Raw genomic sequence first — 19,148 nt, 5'->3', positions numbered from 1 at the left:
CATGCTGCCCGAGTTGGCATTCGACGAGGCGGCGTTGGTGGCGGCTCTTGAGGGGCTGACCGAGCAGCAGGCTGTGCTCTTCGCGGCCACTTGCATGGAGTACCTGCTGCCAGGTGCGACTCGCTACGCGAGGGAAATCGACCCTGAGTTTCAGGCTGAGATTGTGGATCTGGCCGACCAGGTTTGGCGATGTGTGTCCACTCCTGGTCTTCTAAATCCCGAGTTCGGCCACCTCGCTCAGAAGGCGGCTGAAATCGAGTCGCGAGCGCAAGAGGACTGGAACCCGTGGTCGGATATCGCAGAGAACTTCGCAACGTCCTGCGCCGTGATCCTTGATCATCTACAGTCCCCTGAAGACTGGGCGCAGTTGACGCAAGTAGCAATGCAGAGCTACGAAGCAGTGGATTCAGTGGTCTCGGTTTTGATGGATCTACAGGTTGTGGACAGTTCGGCGCGGCATGCGATTTTGACGTCGGGGATCGTGCAGACGGAACTGGCCCGGCAGCGGTATGTCCTGGAGGTCCTTCGAACCTCGCCTCGGACGATCGACGACCTGGCGCTGTGGCTCAGGTCGACCGCGCTGCGTATTGATTATGTAGTAAACCTCGATTCCCTCGAGGAGCACGGCTAATAGTTCGGTTGTAGATATGGTGGCGAGATATGATTCCTCCGATTGGTGAAGAAGTCGTCATCTCTTGTGAGTCGGCAAGCGCTCGAGTGGTCGAGGCGGATTCACGGCAGGTCACTCTCGAATGGCCGTGGGGGGTGATCGACAACTCCTCGAATTTTCGATGGGATGGAAAATTCTCCTTGCCGTACGGCGATTCGAATCCTGAATGGGTCCCGTATCAGCTTGAGCCGGATTTTTCTGAACTCCACCCGGGGGACATCTGTACAGTTTCCATCCCGCCAACGCGGCTTTATGTAGGGCATTACGAAAAGTATGACCCTCCGCGCAACCTCGGCTGGGCTCCCGCGCCCACTGCGGGAATCTACGTGGTCCCACCAGAGAACATGGATGTGGAGGATGCGGGATGCATGCTCTATCTGGGCGGTGCCGAACCCATTAGCGTGGAGCCGGTCGAAGACTGAGGCTGGTTTTTTACGGGCGGTCTCCGAAGGTTGCCCCCGGTTGTATGACGTTCGGGTCCCAGTCCGGAGACGTCGATCGTCAGTGACCTCTTCGGAAAGTAATGAGATGACTTTGGCGCTCATTTCATTCCCAGTAGACTGATTGGTGAGGCCGGATTTAAGATCTCGGTTGTGGTTTCTGTAAATTTCGGCGACTAGCTTGCGTAGATGAGCAAAGCGATTGCCAACCATGCTAAGAGTTATGTCTGTGGAGGCGCACAAGGTCACCGCGGTGATCGTGACGCACACGGACCACGACTTTGTGGACCTGGCCATCAAGGCGATGGCCGACTCTAGTGCGAAGGTGTACGAGGTAAGGATGACTCGAACAACGCCTTCGCGACCCGTTGACATCGAGGCAGTCTTCCCGGAGCTTCGACTGCACGTTGCCAAGGCGACGCGACTTCACCCCCGTCCCGGCAGCCCTGCCCCGACTGACAGTTCGGTGGGCGGTCCGCTGCTGTGGCCGGCGGACGAACCTTGGCTGGTCTGCGCGGCAAGTCATCGCAAGTCGCGCGGTGAATTGCTGGAGAATGTCAGGCAACGTCGGCGCGTCCTTGAAGCGGCCTGGACGCGACTCGGTTCCGATGGCCGACCGATCGGCCCCACCGACGAAGAGCGTGATGAGTTGAACGCGCTCAACAAGAGAGGGAACTACGCCCCCGAACTGGGCGACGATGAACAAATTCCCATGCTTCCGGTGCTCCAGATTTTTCAGCGAGACATCCCTGGTCTGAATTTTCCAGACGGGAGTGACCTGTTGCAGATTCTCTGGTGCCCATTCGATGCTCACGGGGCTGAGAAAGAGATTGATGTCCGCCTGGTCTGGCGGAATTCTGCAAGCATTCATGAGCCACTCCCGGTGGCGCCGCAGCTCAAGGTTGTGGGGCGTGCGGGATATGTTCCTGAACCTTGCCTCGTGGATCCAGAGGAAATCCTTGAGTACCAGGCCTTCGAACTCCTTCCGGAAGATCTTCAGGAGTCGCTGGAAGAATGGGAGGACTGGGAAGATGAGGATGCGCCGCACTATCAGTACGATCTGTCGGTTGCGCCCGGTTGGAAGGCCGGTGGGTTCGCTTCCTGGCACTTGACGGGTCCTCGGGAAATGCTGTGCGACTGTGGCGCCCCCATGCGCCTGTTGGTCACCGTCGACAGCAAGGAATGGGACAACGGCTCCTTGAGCTGGAGGCCGGTCGAAGATGCCGGGAACTCGGCTTACGGTTTGAGTAAACCGACACAGGTAGTCGTTGGAAGGGCAGGGTCATTGCGTTTTTTCGTATGCACCTTGGATGCCTCGCATCCCCACAAGACCAGCGAACAGTGAGCCCTCGACGTACCACGGACCATTTGTCTGCCGTAGCGCTCGGCATACGCCGTGCTCCTCGTCGGTTGCGCGAATCGTCATGCCAAATGACTCCGTGTATCCATCGAGGGCTTCGTCGACATCGGCGAACCTATCAATCCGAATGTAACGTCCCGTATCTCTGCCGGAGGTGATGCGTCCAGCGATGCCGTAGTAGCGCGTGGCGCCTGCATGTTCTGCGATGATTTGCGAGCGGTCTTGCTTCGCGGTGGCCCGCAGTTCACTTGGGGAGTTCGCGAAAGATAGTTCAACCGGTACCTGGCGGCCGAATAGCTCAATCACGCCCTTGGTCTTTGCCGTGGAGTGCTGATCTCCGTGAGTTCAGTGCAGGTGCCCTGTGTCCACCTTGACCGTTTCGACGAACGTGGCGAAGGCCCCCGAGGGGAAGATGAGGGTCCCGTAGTCGGGGTCCTTGGAGTCGCGTATCGCTACGAGGGTGTGGTTGTTCGCGATTTCCACGCACGCGTTGCCGTCGCCGCTGCCGGAGTAGGAGGACTTCCGCCAGTTGTCGAAGGTGTTCACCGGATGCCTCACAGTTCCTTGGTCAGTCCCTGGATGAGGTCACGCGACCGTGCGGGGTCGAGCGACGCTCCCTCAACTCTATGGAAGAGCGTTCGAAAGACGCCGAGCTGGGCTTCGGAGTCGATGAAGAGGGAGCCGTGCGGGCCGTCGCGTACCACGGTGTCCAGCCGGGGGACCGGACCGCCGGCGTAGACCATGGCGGCGGTGACGTCGGCGAAGTCGTCCAAGTCGAAGGGGATTACCCGTACGGTGACGTGGTCCGCTTCGGACAGTTCCAGGATGCGGGCCAGCTGGGCTCGTGAAGCGGCTCGGCCGCCGACCCTGATCCGCAGTGCCGCCTCATGCACCAGCACCTCGTACGGGACCGGTTCCGGCCGCTCCAGGATGGCGCGCCGGCGCATGCGGTGGCGTACGCGCAACTCAAGTTCTTCCTGGGGGAGTTCGGGGACGCGACGAGAGAAGAGGGCCCGTGCGTAGTCCTCGGTCTGGAGGAGACCCGGCACGTGCAGGAAGTCCACGTCCCAGCGATAGGCCGCGTGGTGCTCCAGCTCGGAGAGGTCCAGGAACGCGGTGGGCAGTAGTCCCCGGTACTCCTCCCACCAGCCGCGTGTCCGATCGGCGGCCATCGCGGCCAGGGCATCCACGAACTCGCCGTCCGTGCAGGCGTAGTGGGCGGCGAGACGCCGTAGTCGCTGATCGCTCACGCCCGCGATGCCGGACTCGATCTGGCTGATGACGGGAGCGGTGACCCCGAGCAGCCCTGCCGCCTGTCGGGCGGAGAGGCCGGCCGCTTCGCGGAGCCTGCGCAGCTCGACCGCCAGCCGCAGCTGACGTGCCGTCGGCTCGCTCCTCAAGGCCATCTGCCGCCCCTCCCAACATGCCCACGCAAGTGGCTCGTTCGGGCGTCACATTACGCGATCGGCTTGCGCTGTTTAAACAATTAGCCCTACCGTCGGTGATGCGACGCACACCCTGCGGCACTCCGGGACCCCGGAAGCGCACCGCTCCGCCCTGCCAGGGCGGCCGCGGCACTGCCACCGCCCGCCGACACCCGCCGCCCTCCGAGCCCCCACCCCGAACCGGAGCCGACGCATGCCCGAAACCCAGCATCAAGCCGACACCGACACCGTCATTCAGGAGCCCTGGGAGTACACCCTCTACATCCCGAACGACCCCCGCGCCGTCACCGTCTGCCGCCGCACCCTCCGCCTGATCCTCACCATGCACGGCCTGATCACCCTCGTCGACGTCGCCGAACTCCCCGCCACCGAGCTGGTCTCCAACGCCGTACGCCATACGAAGGGACCCGTCGCCCTGCGCGTGCACTGGTCACCCGGTGTGCTGCGGATCGGCGCCTGGGATCCCGATCCGCAGCCACCTGAGCCACCGAAGACCTGGGACCAGGTCGCCGAGTCGGAACACGGCCGAGGCCTGGCCCTGGTGAAGGCCTGCGCCGATCAGTGGGGTTGGCAGCCGTTGGCCCGGCATGGCCGTCGCGGCAAGTACGTGTGGTGCGAGTTCGCCGCTGCCTGAAGTGGACGACCTGACTCGGCCGACGCCTCAGCGCCTCAACGCGTCACCCTCAACCCCGCCACAAACCGCGGCCCGTCCCCCGATGCTGCACCGGAAACGTCACCTTCAGCGCCTGCTCCTGCCCCTCCACCGCCAGCCGCGTGACGAACTGCAGCCCCAGGAACGCCTTCCTCGAACCGCCCGCCGAGACATACGGACGCGGCAGGTTCAGCAGCAACTTGCCCGGTCTGCCACCCTGGTTGCCGTCGAAGAACAGGACTCTCTGGTCGGTCAGGACTATGTACATGGGCCGAGGAGTGACCGTGGCCATCACCGTGCCCGCGCTCAGTACGCCCACGACGGCCGCCGTCAGGGCCTGTTTGCGGACGGAGACCGAGCCGACCCCGGCCAGCGAGGTGAATTCGATCTGCTCGCCCTGGAGTAGCAATGGGGCCGCTGCTTCGAGGAGTTGGCGGCTGCGGCGGGCGTTCAGGGACATGGAGAGTTCTCCCGGAGAGAAGTACGGAAAGAGGCGGACCGTATAGCGATCCAGTGAACGGGAGTTGGACGGAAAGTCCGTCGACGGTCAAGCCCGGCTATCCCGCATCCCATCTCTGACCTGTGCTTTCCCCGCCGAGCTCACTGTCACAGCCCTCGCTTGGTATCCGCCGCATGCCACCACCCCACGCCGGGCCCGGGCCTTACCCCGACCCCGACCCCGATTTCGAACTCGCCTCCGCCTACCTGGAGGTCACCTGGCTGCGGCAGCAGGTGAGCATCGCCCTGTACGACGTGTTCGCGCTCACCCTGCTCGGTGCGCGGCTGGTCCAGGTCGGCTGGGAGATACGGACCTCGGCGCGGGCCAAGGACGTGAGCAGGGAGCAGGGAGCAGTTCAAGGCGTTCCACACGCACCTGAAGGACGCGGAGCAACTACTCATCCGAGCCACGATGCGGCCGTACCGCCGCACGCGCGCGTGCAGTTGCCGCCGCGGCAGCGGGTACCGCGCGCGGAGGCCCCTGTTGCGGCGGGGAACCCCGAGGCCACGGCCCCGCGCAGGCCGCACGGCGCACCGGCGGGCAGACCGCCGGGCTGGTCGTGCTCGGTGTCTTCGGCGGGCTGTTCGCCTTCCTCGCGCTCGCGGTCACGATCTTCGGCGGTGGCGATCCCGGGACCGGCACCGGCGAATGGATCGCCCTCGCGGGCTTCCTCTGGGCCGTCACCGGGCTGCTGGCCTGGCCCGCCGTACGGATTGTGCGGCGCACCCGGAGGATGTGACCTACCGCAGATACGGATTCCCCTGCGGCGCCGGCGGCACCGGCGCGACCCCGTATCCGGCCTGCTTCGGAGTCGGGTTGTCGAAATACCCGAACAGCAGCAAGCCTGCCGTCAGCAGCATGGTCAGTACGATCACCAGGCCGAGGAACGGGTCGCCGGCCCCGTCGCCGCGCACTGCCGCCCACGGCAGGGTCACGCACTCGTAGAACACGAGGGTGGCGAAGGCGCCCCAGTCCGAACCCCGGCCGCGGCGGATCGCCGCGTACAGGAAGGGCACCCAGATCAGCAGGCCGCACGAACCCAAGGCGAGGACCGCCCAGCCGATCCGCTGCCACCAACCGGCTTCCAGCCGTTTCGGAAGTCTTTCCATGCCGAACAACCCCCCAAGGTCGAGGCAAGGCTAGGGCAATGACCGTCGCCCGGGGGTTAGTGAGGAAAGGTCCGTTACTTCTTCAGCGCGGTGACGATCCGGGTCCGCGTTCCCCGGTGCGGAAGTCTTTGCCGTGCCCTGAGGGAATCTTGTGATGATCCATAGAACCCGTTTCCCGAGCCCAAGGACTCCATCGGTTACGTTGCGATCCGCTCATGGTGTCCGACTTCCGTGTGCGCAGGGACAGTTCCACGCAGGAGTCGTACGGCCGCCGCCGTACCGCCTCACCGTGCCGGACTCGCGCCGCTCCAGGACACCCGCAGAAACTTTTCGTCGGACGTGTACGCGTCGTCGTACAGGTCCGCTTGTCATGAACAGGGGTGGGGATGGCCGACCATCGGCAGTCGAAGAAGCGCAGGTACATCTCGTGGGGCGTGGCCGGTGCCGTCGTCGTCGCGGGTGGCGGGATCGCCGCGACGACCTCGATGGCGGCCACCACCTGGCCCGCGCAGAAGACCTACACGGGCCGCGCCTTCGACACCTGCGCCGCGCCCTCCCTCGCCGCGATGAAGGCCTGGCACACCGGTTTCTACGGCGCCGCCGCCGTCTACATCGGCGGTAAGAACCGCGGCTGCAGCCAGCCCAACCTCACCGCGTCCTGGGTCAAGTCCGTCAGCACGGTCGGCTGGAAGCTCATCCCGCTCTACGTCGGTTCCCAGCCGTCCTGCGGCTCCGGCGGCTCGGTGAAGATCAGCGCCTCCACCGCCGCCTCCGTCGGCAAGAGCGAGGCGGACGACGCGGTGGCCAAGGCCTCGGCGCTCGGCATGAAGGCCGGCAGCCCGATCTTCCTCGACATGGAGGCGTACGACACCACGAACACCTCCTGCAACAACGCCGTGCTGACCTACGTCCGCGCCTTCGACAAGGAACTGCACGCCAAGACGTACCGCACCGGCTACTACGGCTTCACCAGCTCCAGCGCCAAGGCGATCGCCACCGCGACCAACAAGACGGACCTGCCGGGCAACCTCTGGTACGCGCTGTGGGATAAGACCAACACGACCACCTCGGACTGGCCGTGGGGCAGCACCCAGTTCACCGACCACAGCCGTGGCCACCAGTACATGGTCAACAGCAAGGAGTCCCGCGGCGGTTACACGATCACCGTGGACCGCGACGCGTGGGACGGACCGGTCGCGATCACCGGCTGAGGACCACCGGCTGAGGACCACCGGTTGAAGACGATCCGAAGGCCTACGACTGAAGGGCGAGGGCGAGGGCTATGAGGATGCCGAGGCTGCTTGAGCGGGTGCTGAAGCTGCCCGCCGCGCCGGCGCTGCGACTGCCCGCCGTGCGCGCGGGGTTCGCCGCGCTGCCGGTGGTCAGCCTCGGCCTGCTCTGCCCCGTACCGTCCCTCGTCCTCGCCCTGCGGCGCCGCACCCGCGCCGACTGGCTGGCCTTCGGCGGCTTCAGCGCGGTCCTGGTGGCCTGGCTCACCGAACTCGCGCTCACGCCGGACGACACGCACGGCGCGCTGTTCGCGGTGGACCTGCTGCTGATCACGCTGTCGATGGCGGGCGCCGCGGCGCACGCGTGGACGGTGTGGCCCCGGCGCGCGGACGGGAGTGCGGACGGGAGCGCGCGCCGGTGGATCGGCAAGCGCGCCGGCGCACCGGCGCTCGCGGGGGCGCGGGAGCGGACGGGATACACGGGATACGTGGGACACGCGGATGTCGACCAGGTGGTCGACCCGGTGGCCGAGCGCGTGGAGGAGTAGCACTACATGGTCAAGCAGGTCCGTCAGGTCACGCGGACACGGCCGGTCCGGGCCGAAGGGACGTCGCGGCTCGCCGCCGTGGGGCGCGCGGCGGTGGCCGGGCTGCGTTCGCTCGGCGGGCGCACCCTCGCCATGATCGGTACGGCGGTCGGTGTCGCCCTCGCGGTGATCGTGACCGGGTTCCTCCTCTACAACCACGGCAGCAGCCGCCCACCTATCCCCGCGACCCGGGCCCGCCACTACACCGAGACCGACGCGTGCCTGCTCACCGACCGCAACGGCATCAACGCCAAGGCCGCCGCGGCCGTCTGGCAGGGCATGCAGGACGCCTCCCTCACGACGCACGCGCGCGTGAGCTACTCCTCGGTGACCGGAGAACAGAGCACCGCCAACGCCCGCCCCTTCCTCAACGCCATGCTCCAGGGCTCCTGCGAGGTCGTCCTCGCGGTGGGCGGCCCCGAGGTGAAGGCGGCGCAGGAGGCGACCCGACGGTACGCGAAGCTGGGGTTCGTGCTCGTGGGCAGCGGAAGCAAAGGCAAGACCGACGCCGGCAATGTGGCCTGGGTTCCCGTGGACGACGGACTGCGCTCCGGTGTCGCCACCGCGGTGAAGCAGGCCGTCGGCGCGCGGGGCTGAGGGCCTCCGTCCTCGGGCCGGACCACGCGGGGGCGTGGCGGTGCCCGAAGCCCCGATGAATCGTTGGTCGAATGGGTTGGCCCCAGCCGTCCCACTGCCTACCATCGATCACCGCAAGACTTTGTGCACCGTCGCACAATCTCCTCGGGAGGCTTCCTTGCACCGCCGCCGTCGCACCGCGCTCCTGCTCACCGCCGCGATCGCCGCGGCCCCCTTCTCACCGCCTGTGGAAGCGACGCGCATCCCGGCGCGGCCGCCGTCGTCGGCGGCCAGCGGATCAGCGTGGCGCAGCTGGAGAACCGGGTGAACGAGGTGCGCACGGCACAGCGTGCGGCCGTGGCGAACGAGGCGCAGTACAAGCAGGCCGTCGCCCAGACCGGCAGCCTCACCCGCGACACGCTGCACGGCATGGTCCTGGACCGGGTGCTGCACCGGGCCGCCCAGGACGCGGGCGTCGCCGTCACCACCAAGGAGATCCAGCAGATGCGCACCGGCCTGGAACAGCAGGTCGGCGGCTCCAAGGCGCTGGAAACCGCCTGGCTCCAGCAGTACGGCGTCGCCCCGCAGCGCCTGGACGACAACCTCCGCCTCCAGCTGGAGGCCCAGAAACTCGCCCAGACCCTCGGCACCGACACCAGCAAGCCGGCCTTCTGGAGCGCCCTCTCCGCGGCCTCCAAGGAACTGAAGGTCGACCTCAACCCGCGCTACGGCGCCTGGGACGTCCAGAAGAGCAGCCGCGTGGACGCGAGGACGCCGTGGGTACGTGAGGTGACGGCGCAGGCTTCGCAGGGGACGGCCTAGACGACGCAGGTGGAGGAGCGGTACGGCGGCCCGTGGTGGCCGTACCCTTTCCGGTGCCCTGTGGATAACTCGGGGGGCTGTCGGCGCGGTGGGTTACTTTCGGATCGTGAACGCAACCAGCTTCGACGCCGCCCCTGACCAGGACCCCGATGCGGCCGCCGCCCCCGGCCGCATCGTCCTGCTCACCACCAGCCACCGCGTAGCCCCCGGCCTGCTGTCCTGGCCCGCCTGGCAGGCGCTGCACGCGGCCGACCGGGTGCTGTGCGCGGACGGCACGCATCCGCAGCTGCCGTATCTGCGGGAGGCGGGCATACGGGTCGACGAGACGTCCCCGACGGCGGAGGAGCTGGTGTCCGCCTGCACGGCCGGCCGCACGGTCGTGGTCGTGGCGTCCGGCGAGGGCGAGCCGACCCTCACCGACGGCCTGGCCCGCCTGGCCGGCTCCGGACGCGTCTCGATGCCCGAGCTGGAACTCCTCCCCGCCTCCTACGACCTCCCCGGCGCCCGCCTCCTCGACCTCGTCCAGGTCATGGACCGCATCCGCGCCGAGTGCCCCTGGTCCTCCCAGCAGACCCACAAGGGCCTGGCGAAGTACGGCATCGAGGAGGCGTACGAACTGGTCGAGGCGATCGAGGAGGGCGACCGCGACGAGCTCCGCGAGGAACTCGGCGACGTCCTGCTCCAGGTCGTCTTCCACGCCCGTATCGCGGAGGAGGACCCGGACGCCCCCTTCTCCATCGACGACGTGGCGGGCGGCATCGTCACCAAGCTCATCCACCGCCACCCACACGTCTTCGGCGACGAGACCGCGACGACCCCGGAGGAGGTCAAGGAGCACTGGCTGCGCACGAAGGCCATAGAGAAGCAGCGCGAGTCGGTGACGGACGGCATACCCCTCGGCCAGCCGGGCCTGGCCCTCGCCTCGAAGCTGTCATCGCGCGTACGCACGGCGGGACTTGAGGTACCGCTCCCTCAAGGAGAGGGCCTCGGCTACGAGTTGCTCGCGCTGGCGGTGCGGGCGGAGGCGGAAGGGGTGGATCCGGAGGCAGCGCTGCGGGTCGCTGCGCGGGCTTATCGGGATGCGGTACGGGCTGCTGAGGGGCTGTCTGCTTAGTACCGTTGGGGCAACGGGTGGGTGCGAGGTGTGGGGGCCGGTGTGGCAGCGGAGTTCGGGGAGCTGGCAGAGGCACTGACGCAGGCGATTCGGGTGCCGGCCGCGGCCAGCGGGATCGAGCAGGTGTTTTCCCGGGTCTGGGCCAGTGGGTTCTCGACCATGCGCCCGACCCGGCAGGCCGCGGCCGTGCATTGGCGCGCGACGTTGGAGGAGCTGAGCCGTGACTACCCGTTGGCCATCTCCGAACTTCAGGAGATCGCGTTCGAGTACGGCCCCAAGCCCGCACCGAGAAACCCGGCCCCCTCCGTCACCGCCACCGGCCCCCGTTCCGTCGCCGTCGGCGGCAGCATCGGCGTAGCCATCACCGGTGACAACAGCACCTACGCCGCCGGCGACCACGTCGACTTCCGTGACAGCACCTTCCACGACCGGGTGGTCGGGGTGCAGCACAACCACTACGGGACCGTTCCCGCGCCGGCGGAGTGGCGGCCCGTGGAGCAGGTGGAGCCGCTGGAGTTCGGGGTGCGGCCGACCCGGCACGTGCCGGGGCTGTCCGACGTGCCGCCGTACGTGTCGCGTGACTGCGACGACGTCTTACGCGCCGTGCTCGTCCCCAAGGGCCTGGTGCTGATCCTGGGGGAGTCGTGCGTCGGCAAGTCGTACACGGCGTGGCAGGGGGTGCGGTCGCTGGTGGGGCACCGGCTGTACGTGCCGGATCCGGGGGAAGACCTGCGTCCCGTGCTCACCGCGTTGAAAGGGCGCCCCGGGAAGTACGTCGTCTGGCTGGACGAACTGACGGACCATCTGGGCGACGGAGGCCTCGACCCCCGGTTGCTCGGGCGGCTCACCAGCCTCGGCGCCGTCGTACTCGGCACGATGAGCCCCGACGAGTACTACCGCCGTCGAAGAGGGACGGCGCCCGGCGAGCGGGTCGTCGCCGATGCCCGCACGGTGGAGCTGGGCCGGGACTGGAGTGCGGCCGAACTGGACCGGCTGGCCCGGCTCGAGGACCCGCGTGCGTACCCGGCGTACATGTGGAGCGGTGCGGAGGGCGTGGCCTCGTACTTTGCCGTCGGACACCACCTGTTCGACGAGTGGCGCCGCGTCGGGACCCAACTGGAGCATCCGCGTGGGCAGTTGCTGGTCCGGGCGGCGGTCGACATCGCCCGGTGCGGGGTCGGGGGCGTGTCCGCCGAGTTGCTCGGGAAAGTGCAGGAGCACTACCGGGCAGAGGAACGCGAGTCGTTCGAGGACGCCTTCGCCTGGGCGACGACCCCGATGTTCGGGGTCTCGGGACTGCTGGTGCCGGGCGACGAGGGAGACACCTGGCGCGCGTACGGGGCGCTGGTCGCGGAGGCGGTGGGGTCGGGCGACCTGGAGCCGGTGCCGGACGGGGTGTGGTGGACGCTGCTCGACGCGTTCCGTGGGCAGGGTTCCGCGCCCGACTTCCGCACAGTCCTCGACGCGGCCCGCACGGCGATGCAGCCCCGGATCGAGGCGGGTGACCTGGACGTGGTGCTCGGCCTCGCCCGGCGCGCCGAGGGAGAGGAGCGCGAGGCGTGGTTGAGGATGGCGGCGAAGTCGGGGCACCTGCCGTCGCAGGTCGAACTGGCGCGGATCATGGAGGACCGCGGCGACGAGGACCGCGCGCTGCGGTACCTGGAACTGGCGGCCACGGCGGGCAGCACCGAAGCCGCCGCCCGGCTCGGCAGCCTGCTGCGGCGGCGGGCGGAGCGCTGGCTGCGCACGGCGGCCGAGGCGGGGGACTGGACGGCGGCGCACGAGCTGGCCGACATGCTCGCCGGGACCGGACGTGAGGGTGAGGCGATCCGCTGGCTGCGCAGGGCCGCGATCGCCGGCCATCGGGAGGTCGCGGGGAGTCTGGGCACCCTCCTCAGCCGGTGGTGGGCGGAGGAGGCGAAGGGCCACGACTGGCTCCGTTACGCGGTCGCATGGGGAGACGCGCGTGCGGCGAGCGAACTGGGGGCGCAGCTTTCCTGGCGGACCGACTGCGACATGGCCGAGGTGGAGCGGCTCTACCGGCAGGCGGTCGACGGCGGGGACGCGGACGCGACCCGCAACCTGGGTATCTGGTGGGAGGGACAGGGCCGCTCCGACGAGGCCATGGCGTTGTATCAGCAGGCTCTGGGGCAGGGTGTCACGGACACCGAGGACCTCATCGCGGAACTGCTGAGAAAGCAGGGCAGGACCGCGGAGGCCGAGGAATGGTTCCGCAGGGCCGCCGAAGCCAACCCGCCCGACCTCCTCGAAAGCCTCCCGAAGCCACCCGGCCACCCCGCCACCGATCCGCCGGATACCGTCGACGAGTGACCAACCAGCCCACCCCCGCCACCCCCACCCCCGAACTCTTCACCTGGGAATTCGCCACAGACCCCTACCCCGCATACGCCTGGCTCCGCGACCACGCCCCCGTCCACCGCACCACCCTCCCCAGCGGAGTGGAAGCCTGGCTGGTCACCCGGTACGCCGACGCCAAGCAGACCCTCGCCGACCCCCGCCTCTCCAAGAACCCCGCCCACCACGACGAGCCCGCCCACGCCAAGGGGAAGACGGGTATCCCGGGGGAGCGGAAGGCCGAGTTGATGACGCATCTCCTCAACATCGACCCCCCGGACCACACCCGCCTCCGCCGACTCGTCAGCAAGGCCTTCACCCCCCGCCGCGTCGCCGAGTTCACGCCCCGCGTCCAGCAGCTCACCGACCACCTCATCGACCAGTTCGCGGCGAAGGGCCAAGCCGACCTCATCCACGACTTCGCCTTCCCCCTCCCCATCTACGCCATCTGCGATCTGCTCGGCGTCCCCCGAGAGGACCAGGACGACTTCCGGGACTGGGCCGGGATGATGATCCGGCACGGCGGCGGACCGCGCGGCGGCGTCGCGCGGTCCGTGAAGAAGATGCGCGGCTATCTCGCCGAACTCATCCACCGCAAACGCGAGGCACTGCCCGCCGAACCCGCCCCCGGTGAAGACCTCATCTCCGGTCTCATCCGCGCCTCCGACCACGGCGAGCACCTCACCGAGAACGAGGCCGCCGCCATGGCCTTCATCCTCCTGTTCGCCGGTTTCGAGACCACCGTCAATCTCATTGGCAACGGCACCTACGCCCTCCTCACCCACCCCGACCAGCGCCACCGCCTCCAGTCCTCCCTCGCCGCCGGCGAACTCGGCCTGCTGGAGACGGGAGTCGAGGAGCTTCTCCGGTACGACGGTCCCGTCGAGCTCGCCACCTGGCGGTTCGCCACCGAGCCGCTCAGCATCGGCGGCCAGGACATCGCGACCGGCGATCCGGTGCTCGTCGTACTCGCCGCGGCTGATCGGGATCCCGAGCGCTTCGCCGATCCCGACACCCTCGACCTCTCCCGCCGCGACAACCAGCACCTGGGATACGGACACGGCATCCACTACTGTCTGGGCGCCCCGCTGGCCCGACTCGAGGGGCAGACCGCGCTCGCCACCCTCCTCACCCGGCTCCCGGATCTGCAACTTGCCGCCGACCCGGCGGAGTTGAGGTGGCGCGGGGGGCTCATCATGCGTGGACTGCGTACGCTGCCGGTCGAGTTCAGCCCTGTTGAGCCACTACAGCCATCCGGCCAAACGTGACACGCACTCAAGTCTGTGATCTTCACGTGATCTACGCGGCATTAACTTGTGACAAGTGATCGTCAGTCGATAGGTTCTCGGACCATGGCGGCGCCAAGGTTTGGCCCAAGCTTCACGCGCCGCGGTCACTGCTGTCTCGCGAAAGGCCTCCGCATGCTCTCCGGGAACGGTCGTCACCGTCGCCCCCGCCAGGCTCCGGCTCTCCTCGTCGCGGCCGGCGTGACCGGCTCCGCCATCGCGATCCCGTTGTTCGCCGCGAGCGGCGCCAGCGCCGCCGACGGGAACACCTGGGACAAGGTGGCCCAGTGCGAGACCGGCGGCTCGTGGAGCGAGAACAACGGTGACGGGTTCTACGGCGGACTGAAGCTGACCCAGGAGCACTGGGAGCAGTACGGCGGCCTCGACTACGCCCCGAGCGCGGATCTGGCCAGCCGGAACCAGCAGATCGCCGTCGCCGAGAAGCTGCTCGACGACCAGGGCGTGGGCGCGTTCCACACCTGCGGGCTGACCACCGGGCTGACCAAGGACTCCGGCTCGGCCGACGTGGACACCGGTGTCGCGGACGACTCGTCCGGTTCGTCCGGGAGTTCCGACTCGTCCGGCGGTTCCGACTCCACGGGCCTGTCCAACTCGTCCGGCGACTCGGCCTCGGACTCCTCGTCCTCGTCCTCGGGTGACGGATCCGACAGTTCGGCCTCCCCGAGCGCCTCTGCCGACGGGGCGGACGGCGCGGACAACTCCGCCAAATCCGACAGTTCGGCGTCGCCCTCCGCCTCACAGGAGGCCGACAGTTCGTCCACAGATCGGGCGAAGGGTGACGAGTCGGACAACTCCGAGCAGGCCGTCGGCTCTTGGAGCCTCGTCGACACCGGCGCGATCGGCGGCGGCCGCCACCGCGGTGCCGCCGCCGAGGAGGACGCGGACACGGGTCGTACGAACGACACGTACACCGTCCACGCCGGCGACACCCTCGCCTCGATCGCCGACTCCCTTGGCCTGGACGGCGGGTGGCGCGCCCTCTATGCCGCGAACAAGCAGGCCATCGGCACCGACCCGAACCGCATCGGCGCCGGTCAGACCCTGGAACTCCCCGTCGAATAGGTGTCGAATCGGCGTCGAACAGGGCGAAAAACGACGGGAGTTCGCGTCATGTTTCGCCACTGAATGTCCGGTTTGGTGAAAGTGTGGGATGAGTCTCAGAAGCCCTGATCGTCTTTGAAATTCCGCGGAGTCCCTGTCTACGGTCGTCACCGCTCGGCAACCCGAGCCCCGTCTGTCGCAACGCCGAGTCCTGCCAGCGGCCGTACGGGAACAGTCGTCGCTTAGCAGCGCCGTAGGCAGGAGCGGGGGACCCAAGGTAAGTGCCCCACCGGGCAGTTGACGGTGGCGGCTTGGGGTGAAGTCGCGTGCCGGGAGGCACGTGGCAGGGCAACTCAACCGGCCCGAACCCGACAGCTCACCTCGCAGGCGTCGGTGAGGGGATCAACCATGCTGTTTTCCGGCAAGGGCAAGCATCGTCGTCCGTCCAAGGCCACCCGCGTCGCCGCGCTCGCCGGCGTCACCGGTGTCGCCATCGCCGCCCCGCTGATGGCCGCCGGCAACGCCTCCGCCGCCACCGCCTCCGAGTGGGACGCCGTCGCCCAGTGCGAGTCCGGCGGCAACTGGTCCATCAACACCGGCAACGGCTACTACGGCGGCCTTCAGTTCTCCGCCTCCACCTGGGCCGCGTACGGCGGCACCGCCTACGCCTCGCAGGCCAACCAGGCCTCCAAGGCGCAGCAGATCGCCGTCGCCGAGAAGGTCCTCGCATCCCAGGGCAAGGGTGCCTGGCCGGTCTGCGGTACGGGCCTGTCCAGCGCCGCCTACAACGGCAGCAGCGCGTCGAGCTCCTCCTCCAGCAGCACGAGCACCCGCTCCTCCGAGTCGCAGACCGCCTCCCGCTCCTCCGAGCGCACGACGGTGAAGAAGTCGACGAAGACCGTCACCACCCCGACCGGCAAGAAGGTCAAGAAGGGCGACGGCGAGTACAAGGTCGTCAAGGGCGACACCCTCAGCTCGATCGCCGAGAAGCACAAGGTCAAGGGCGGCTGGCAGAAGCTGTTCAAGCTGAACAAGGACATCGTCGAGGACGCGAACCTGATCTACCCGGGTCAGCAGCTGCACCTGAAGTAAGTCCTAGCTGAACCACAGGGCCCACACAGCCGTGTCCACCAATATGGAGGACACGTGAGGGTCTCCCCCGTCCCCCACGGGCTCCCCGTCTCGGTGCGTGTTCCCCCGTACGCACCGGGGCGGGGCTTTTTGTGCGCTCTTTCGCGCAGGTTTTTGTTCCGTTCGGAAACAATTTACTCTCGGTTCTGCCCAAGGGGCGGTCGGCGACGTGGCCGATCGGCCGGAGCCGGTTAGGCTCGTCTCGCAGAGCCGCTGCGGCAGTGCCGTAGCCGCGTCAGATCCCAAGAAGGAGATGCTCGTGCCGTCCATCGACGTCGTCGTAGCCCGGGAAATCCTGGACTCCCGAGGCAACCCCACGGTCGAGGTCGAGGTCGGCCTCGACGACGGCAGCACGGGTCGTGCCGCCGTCCCGTCCGGCGCCTCCACGGGTGCCTTCGAGGCCATCGAGCTCCGCGACGGTGACCCCAACCGCTACCAGGGCAAGGGTGTCGAGAAGGCCGTCCTCGCCGTCATCGAGCAGATCGGCCCGGAGCTCGTCGGCTACGACGCCACCGAGCAGCGCCTGATCGACCAGGCGATGTTCGACCTGGACGCCACCGACAACAAGGGCTCCCTCGGCGCCAACGCCATCCTCGGCGTCTCCCTCGCCGTCGCCCACGCCGCCTCCGAGGCCAGCGACCTGCCGCTCTTCCGCTACCTCGGCGGCCCGAACGCGCACCTGCTGCCCGTCCCGATGATGAACATCCTGAACGGCGGCTCGCACGCCGACTCCAACGTGGACATCCAGGAGTTCATGATCGCCCCGATCGGCGCGGAGTCCTTCTCCGAGGCGCTGCGCTGGGGCACCGAGGTCTACCACACCCTCAAGAAGGTGCTGAAGGGCCGCGGCCTGTCCACCGGCCTCGGCGACGAGGGCGGCTTCGCCCCGAACCTGGACTCCAACCGCGCCGCCCTCGACCTCATCCTCGAGGCCATCAAGGAAGCCGGTTACGCCCCGGGCGAGCAGATCGCCCTCGCGCTCGACGTCGCCGCCTCCGAGTTCTACAAGGACGGCAAGTACCTCTTCGAGGGCAAGGAGCGCTCCGCCGCCGAGATGACGGAGTACTACGAGGAGCTCGTCGCGGCCTACCCGCTCGTCTCCATCGAGGACCCGCTGTTCGAGGACGACTGGGCGGGCTGGAAGGTCCTCACCGACAAGCTGGGCGACAAGGTCCAGATCGTCGGCGACGACCTCTTCGTCACCAATCCGGAGCGCCTGGCCCGCGGCATCGACGACGGCGCCGCCAACGCCCTGCTGGTCAAGGTGAACCAGATCGGCTCGCTCACCGAGACCCTGGACGCCGTCGAGCTCGCCCAGCGCAGCGGCTTCAAGTGCATGATGTCGCACCGCTCCGGCGAGACCGAGGACGTCACCATCGCCGACCTCGCCGTCGCCACCAACTGCGGCCAGATCAAGACCGGCGCCCCGGCCCGCTCCGAGCGCGTCGCCAAGTACAACCAGCTGCTGCGCATCGAGGAGATCCTCGACGACGCGGCGGTCTACGCCGGCCGCTCCGCCTTCCCCCGCTTCAAGGGCTGACCCGTTAAGGGTTAAGGCTGCGCCAGTCGTACGTACGTCCCCGTACCGGTCCCGTACCGTGTGCGGGGACGTACGCGCGTATGAACGGGAGGCGGGGACATGGCCGTGAAGGACCGGGACCGGTTCTCCACCGCGACCAGGCTCAAGCTGCTCGGCGAGCAGACCGCGGCCCGGGTCTACCGCTCCCAGACCAAGCGGCAGGCCCGCCGCTCCCGGCTCACCGGCCGCGCGGCCCTGCTGGCGCTCGTCCTGTGCACCCTGGTGGTCGCGCTCGCCTATCCCATAAGGCAGTACGTCTCCCAGCGCGCCGAGATCTCCGACCTGGAGCGGCAGAAGCAGCAGGAGCAGGAGAAGGTCGAGCAGCTGCGCGACCTCAAGGCCCGCTGGCAGGACGACTCCTACGCCGAGCAGCAGATCCGGCAGCGGCTGCACTACGTGCTGCCGGGCGAGACGGGTTACGTCGTCATCGACCCGGACGCGGCCAAGCAGTCCCGCGCCGAACTGGGCGCCGCCGACCGGCCCTGGTACACGAACGTCTGGGACGGGGTCGACAAGTCCGACGCCTCCGACCAGTGACCCGAGACTAGAGAGACAGTCCCCGAAGTATGCAAACGCCTCCGCCGACCACCCCGCGCACCGAGCCCACCGACGCGGACGTCGAGGCCTTCCAGCAGCAGCTCGGGCGTCCGCCGCGCGGGCTGCGCGCCATCGCCCACCGATGCCCCTGCGGTCAGCCGGACGTCGTGGAGACCGCGCCCCGGCTGCCCGACGGCACGCCCTTCCCGACGACGTACTACCTGACGTGCCCGCGCGCCGCGTCGGCGATCGGCACGCTGGAGGCGAACGGCGTCATGAAGGAGATGACGGAGCGGCTCCAGACCGACCCGGAGCTGGCGAAGGCGTACCGGGCCGCGCACGAGGACTACATCGCCCGCCGTGACGCCATCGAGGTCCTGGAGGGCTTCCCGAGCGCCGGCGGCATGCCGGACCGGGTGAAGTGCCTGCACGTCCTGGTGGGCCATTCGCTGGCCGCCGGGCCGGGCGTCAACCCGCTGGGCGACGAGGCGATCGCGATGCTGCCGGAGTGGTGGCTGAAGGGGCCGTGTGTCGTGCCGGGCGCCGCTGAGGAGTGAGCGTCGGTGCAGCAGGCCCTGGGGGCTGCCGCCCCCGGACCCCCGCTTCGGCCCCGAAAGGGCCTCGTCCTCAAACGCCGGACGGGCTGATATCGCTCGACCGGCATCGAGAAGTTCCCGCGACCACAGAAGGGCCTC

At 68.2% G+C, this 19,148-nt stretch carries 20 protein-coding genes, 1 pseudogene and 1 riboswitch; of the genes and pseudogenes, 17 read left to right on the top strand and 4 right to left on the bottom strand.

From position 1 onward, the window contains the following. The first annotated feature begins 1 nt into the window (after position 1). The 3 genes from ACQEWB_RS20185 (at position 2) to ACQEWB_RS20175 (ending at position 2,455) form a co-directional block, all read left to right on the top strand. The gene (locus tag ACQEWB_RS20185; RefSeq protein WP_432832905.1) at positions 2 to 631 is read left to right on the top strand and encodes a DUF416 family protein; all 630 of its coding nucleotides are present in this window, start codon (positions 2 to 4) and stop codon (positions 629 to 631) included. A 29-nt stretch (positions 632 to 660) separates the two neighbouring features. After that, on the top strand, positions 661 to 1,092 hold the full coding sequence (locus ACQEWB_RS20180; RefSeq protein ID WP_432832903.1) for a hypothetical protein: 432 nt from the start codon (positions 661 to 663) through the stop codon (positions 1,090 to 1,092). A 247-nt stretch (positions 1,093 to 1,339) separates the two neighbouring features. Continuing rightward, the gene (locus tag ACQEWB_RS20175; protein ID WP_432832901.1) at positions 1,340 to 2,455 is read left to right on the top strand and encodes a hypothetical protein; all 1,116 of its coding nucleotides are present in this window, start codon (positions 1,340 to 1,342) and stop codon (positions 2,453 to 2,455) included. A 360-nt stretch (positions 2,456 to 2,815) separates the two neighbouring features. Here ACQEWB_RS20175 and ACQEWB_RS20170 read toward each other — a convergent pair whose 3' ends face one another. Continuing rightward, complete coding sequence (locus ACQEWB_RS20170; protein WP_432832899.1) at positions 2,816 to 3,016, bottom strand: DUF397 domain-containing protein; 201 nt, start codon at positions 3,014 to 3,016, stop codon at positions 2,816 to 2,818. A gap of 8 nt (positions 3,017 to 3,024) precedes the next feature. Then, positions 3,025 to 3,876, bottom strand: coding sequence for a helix-turn-helix domain-containing protein (locus tag ACQEWB_RS20165; RefSeq protein WP_432832897.1), 852 nt, complete (start codon positions 3,874 to 3,876; stop codon positions 3,025 to 3,027). A gap of 232 nt (positions 3,877 to 4,108) precedes the next feature. On the opposite strand from ACQEWB_RS20165, the gene ACQEWB_RS20160 reads away from it, so the two are divergent. Continuing rightward, entirely contained in the window at positions 4,109 to 4,549 is a 441-nt protein-coding gene (locus ACQEWB_RS20160) for an ATP-binding protein (protein WP_432832895.1), read from the top strand. A 49-nt stretch (positions 4,550 to 4,598) separates the two neighbouring features. On the opposite strand, the gene ACQEWB_RS20155 is transcribed toward ACQEWB_RS20160, so the two are convergent. Continuing rightward, positions 4,599 to 5,027: a hypothetical protein gene (locus tag ACQEWB_RS20155; RefSeq protein ID WP_432832893.1), complete on the bottom strand. Its 429-nt coding sequence runs from the start codon at positions 5,025 to 5,027 to the stop codon at positions 4,599 to 4,601. 598 nt (positions 5,028 to 5,625) lie between these two features. Here ACQEWB_RS20155 and ACQEWB_RS20150 point away from each other — a divergent pair. Next, the gene (locus ACQEWB_RS20150; RefSeq protein ID WP_432832891.1) at positions 5,626 to 5,805 is read left to right on the top strand and encodes a hypothetical protein; all 180 of its coding nucleotides are present in this window, start codon (positions 5,626 to 5,628) and stop codon (positions 5,803 to 5,805) included. Position 5,806: 1 nt separating this feature from the next. On the opposite strand, the gene ACQEWB_RS20145 is transcribed toward ACQEWB_RS20150, so the two are convergent. Continuing rightward, a complete protein-coding gene (locus ACQEWB_RS20145) occupies positions 5,807 to 6,175 on the bottom strand; it encodes a hypothetical protein (RefSeq protein ID WP_432832889.1) in 369 nt (122 codons plus the stop codon). 386 nt (positions 6,176 to 6,561) lie between these two features. On the opposite strand from ACQEWB_RS20145, the gene ACQEWB_RS20140 reads away from it, so the two are divergent. The 12 genes and pseudogenes from ACQEWB_RS20140 to ACQEWB_RS20085 all read left to right on the top strand — a co-directional run bounded on the left by ACQEWB_RS20140 (position 6,562) and on the right by ACQEWB_RS20085 (position 19,010). Beyond that, positions 6,562 to 7,386, top strand: a complete 825-nt coding sequence (locus ACQEWB_RS20140) for a glycoside hydrolase domain-containing protein (RefSeq protein WP_432832887.1) — start codon at positions 6,562 to 6,564, stop codon at positions 7,384 to 7,386. Positions 7,387 to 7,463: 77 nt separating this feature from the next. Next, positions 7,464 to 7,952 (top strand): hypothetical protein, encoded by a 489-nt coding sequence (locus ACQEWB_RS20135; RefSeq protein WP_432832885.1) that lies wholly within the window; start codon positions 7,464 to 7,466, stop codon positions 7,950 to 7,952. Positions 7,953 to 7,958: 6 nt separating this feature from the next. After that, positions 7,959 to 8,588 (top strand): hypothetical protein, encoded by a 630-nt coding sequence (locus ACQEWB_RS20130; RefSeq protein WP_432832883.1) that lies wholly within the window; start codon positions 7,959 to 7,961, stop codon positions 8,586 to 8,588. A gap of 157 nt (positions 8,589 to 8,745) precedes the next feature. Continuing rightward, positions 8,746 to 9,389, top strand: a pseudogene (locus ACQEWB_RS20125) (SurA N-terminal domain-containing protein). A 106-nt stretch (positions 9,390 to 9,495) separates the two neighbouring features. Beyond that, on the top strand, positions 9,496 to 10,503 hold the full coding sequence (locus tag ACQEWB_RS20120) for a nucleoside triphosphate pyrophosphohydrolase (protein ID WP_432832881.1): 1,008 nt from the start codon (positions 9,496 to 9,498) through the stop codon (positions 10,501 to 10,503). 42 nt (positions 10,504 to 10,545) lie between these two features. Continuing rightward, on the top strand, positions 10,546 to 12,834 hold the full coding sequence (locus tag ACQEWB_RS20115; RefSeq protein ID WP_432832879.1) for a tetratricopeptide repeat protein: 2,289 nt from the start codon (positions 10,546 to 10,548) through the stop codon (positions 12,832 to 12,834). Beyond that, a complete protein-coding gene (locus ACQEWB_RS20110; RefSeq protein WP_432832877.1) occupies positions 12,831 to 14,126 on the top strand; it encodes a cytochrome P450 family protein in 1,296 nt (431 codons plus the stop codon). The genes ACQEWB_RS20115 and ACQEWB_RS20110 overlap by 4 nt, the downstream gene beginning before the upstream one ends. Before the next feature lie 153 nt (positions 14,127 to 14,279). Next, positions 14,280 to 15,227: a transglycosylase family protein gene (locus tag ACQEWB_RS20105; RefSeq protein ID WP_432832875.1), complete on the top strand. Its 948-nt coding sequence runs from the start codon at positions 14,280 to 14,282 to the stop codon at positions 15,225 to 15,227. Between the two features lie 218 nt (positions 15,228 to 15,445). Further along, positions 15,446 to 15,611: riboswitch (cyclic di-AMP (ydaO/yuaA leader) on the top strand. 3 nt (positions 15,612 to 15,614) lie between these two features. Further along, positions 15,615 to 16,298 carry a transglycosylase family protein gene (locus ACQEWB_RS20100; RefSeq protein WP_432832873.1) on the top strand — a complete coding sequence of 228 codons (684 nt, stop codon included), beginning with the start codon at positions 15,615 to 15,617 and terminating at the stop codon, positions 16,296 to 16,298. A 292-nt stretch (positions 16,299 to 16,590) separates the two neighbouring features. Beyond that, positions 16,591 to 17,877 (top strand): phosphopyruvate hydratase, encoded by a 1,287-nt coding sequence (gene eno / locus ACQEWB_RS20095; RefSeq protein ID WP_432832871.1) that lies wholly within the window; start codon positions 16,591 to 16,593, stop codon positions 17,875 to 17,877. A 99-nt stretch (positions 17,878 to 17,976) separates the two neighbouring features. Further along, complete coding sequence (locus tag ACQEWB_RS20090; protein ID WP_432832869.1) at positions 17,977 to 18,453, top strand: FtsB family cell division protein; 477 nt, start codon at positions 17,977 to 17,979, stop codon at positions 18,451 to 18,453. Positions 18,454 to 18,482: 29 nt separating this feature from the next. Then, positions 18,483 to 19,010 carry a DUF501 domain-containing protein gene (locus tag ACQEWB_RS20085; protein WP_432832867.1) on the top strand — a complete coding sequence of 176 codons (528 nt, stop codon included), beginning with the start codon at positions 18,483 to 18,485 and terminating at the stop codon, positions 19,008 to 19,010. Positions 19,011 to 19,148 lie beyond the last annotated feature (138 nt).

Origin of the sequence: Streptomyces sp. CA-249302, from assembly GCF_050936785.1 — a bacterium.
GTDB lineage: Bacteria > Actinomycetota > Actinomycetes > Streptomycetales > Streptomycetaceae > Streptomyces.
This window is presented reverse-complemented; position numbering and strand designations above follow the sequence as displayed.

Coding starts and splice junctions, on each gene's coding strand:
- ACQEWB_RS20185 (WP_432832905.1), top strand. CDS start 2: ATGCTGCCCGAGTTGGCATTCGACGAGGCGGCGTTGGTGGCGGCTCTT.
- ACQEWB_RS20180 (WP_432832903.1), top strand. CDS start 661: ATGATTCCTCCGATTGGTGAAGAAGTCGTCATCTCTTGTGAGTCGGCA.
- ACQEWB_RS20165 (WP_432832897.1), bottom strand. CDS start 3,876: ATGGCCTTGAGGAGCGAGCCGACGGCACGTCAGCTGCGGCTGGCGGTC.
- ACQEWB_RS20160 (WP_432832895.1), top strand. CDS start 4,109: ATGCCCGAAACCCAGCATCAAGCCGACACCGACACCGTCATTCAGGAG.
- ACQEWB_RS20155 (WP_432832893.1), bottom strand. CDS start 5,027: ATGTCCCTGAACGCCCGCCGCAGCCGCCAACTCCTCGAAGCAGCGGCC.
- ACQEWB_RS20145 (WP_432832889.1), bottom strand. CDS start 6,175: ATGGAAAGACTTCCGAAACGGCTGGAAGCCGGTTGGTGGCAGCGGATC.
- ACQEWB_RS20140 (WP_432832887.1), top strand. CDS start 6,562: ATGGCCGACCATCGGCAGTCGAAGAAGCGCAGGTACATCTCGTGGGGC.
- ACQEWB_RS20135 (WP_432832885.1), top strand. CDS start 7,464: ATGCCGAGGCTGCTTGAGCGGGTGCTGAAGCTGCCCGCCGCGCCGGCG.
- ACQEWB_RS20130 (WP_432832883.1), top strand. CDS start 7,959: ATGGTCAAGCAGGTCCGTCAGGTCACGCGGACACGGCCGGTCCGGGCC.
- ACQEWB_RS20105 (WP_432832875.1), top strand. CDS start 14,280: ATGCTCTCCGGGAACGGTCGTCACCGTCGCCCCCGCCAGGCTCCGGCT.
- ACQEWB_RS20100 (WP_432832873.1), top strand. CDS start 15,615: ATGCTGTTTTCCGGCAAGGGCAAGCATCGTCGTCCGTCCAAGGCCACC.
- eno (WP_432832871.1), top strand. CDS start 16,591: ATGCTCGTGCCGTCCATCGACGTCGTCGTAGCCCGGGAAATCCTGGAC.
- ACQEWB_RS20090 (WP_432832869.1), top strand. CDS start 17,977: ATGGCCGTGAAGGACCGGGACCGGTTCTCCACCGCGACCAGGCTCAAG.
- ACQEWB_RS20085 (WP_432832867.1), top strand. CDS start 18,483: ATGCAAACGCCTCCGCCGACCACCCCGCGCACCGAGCCCACCGACGCG.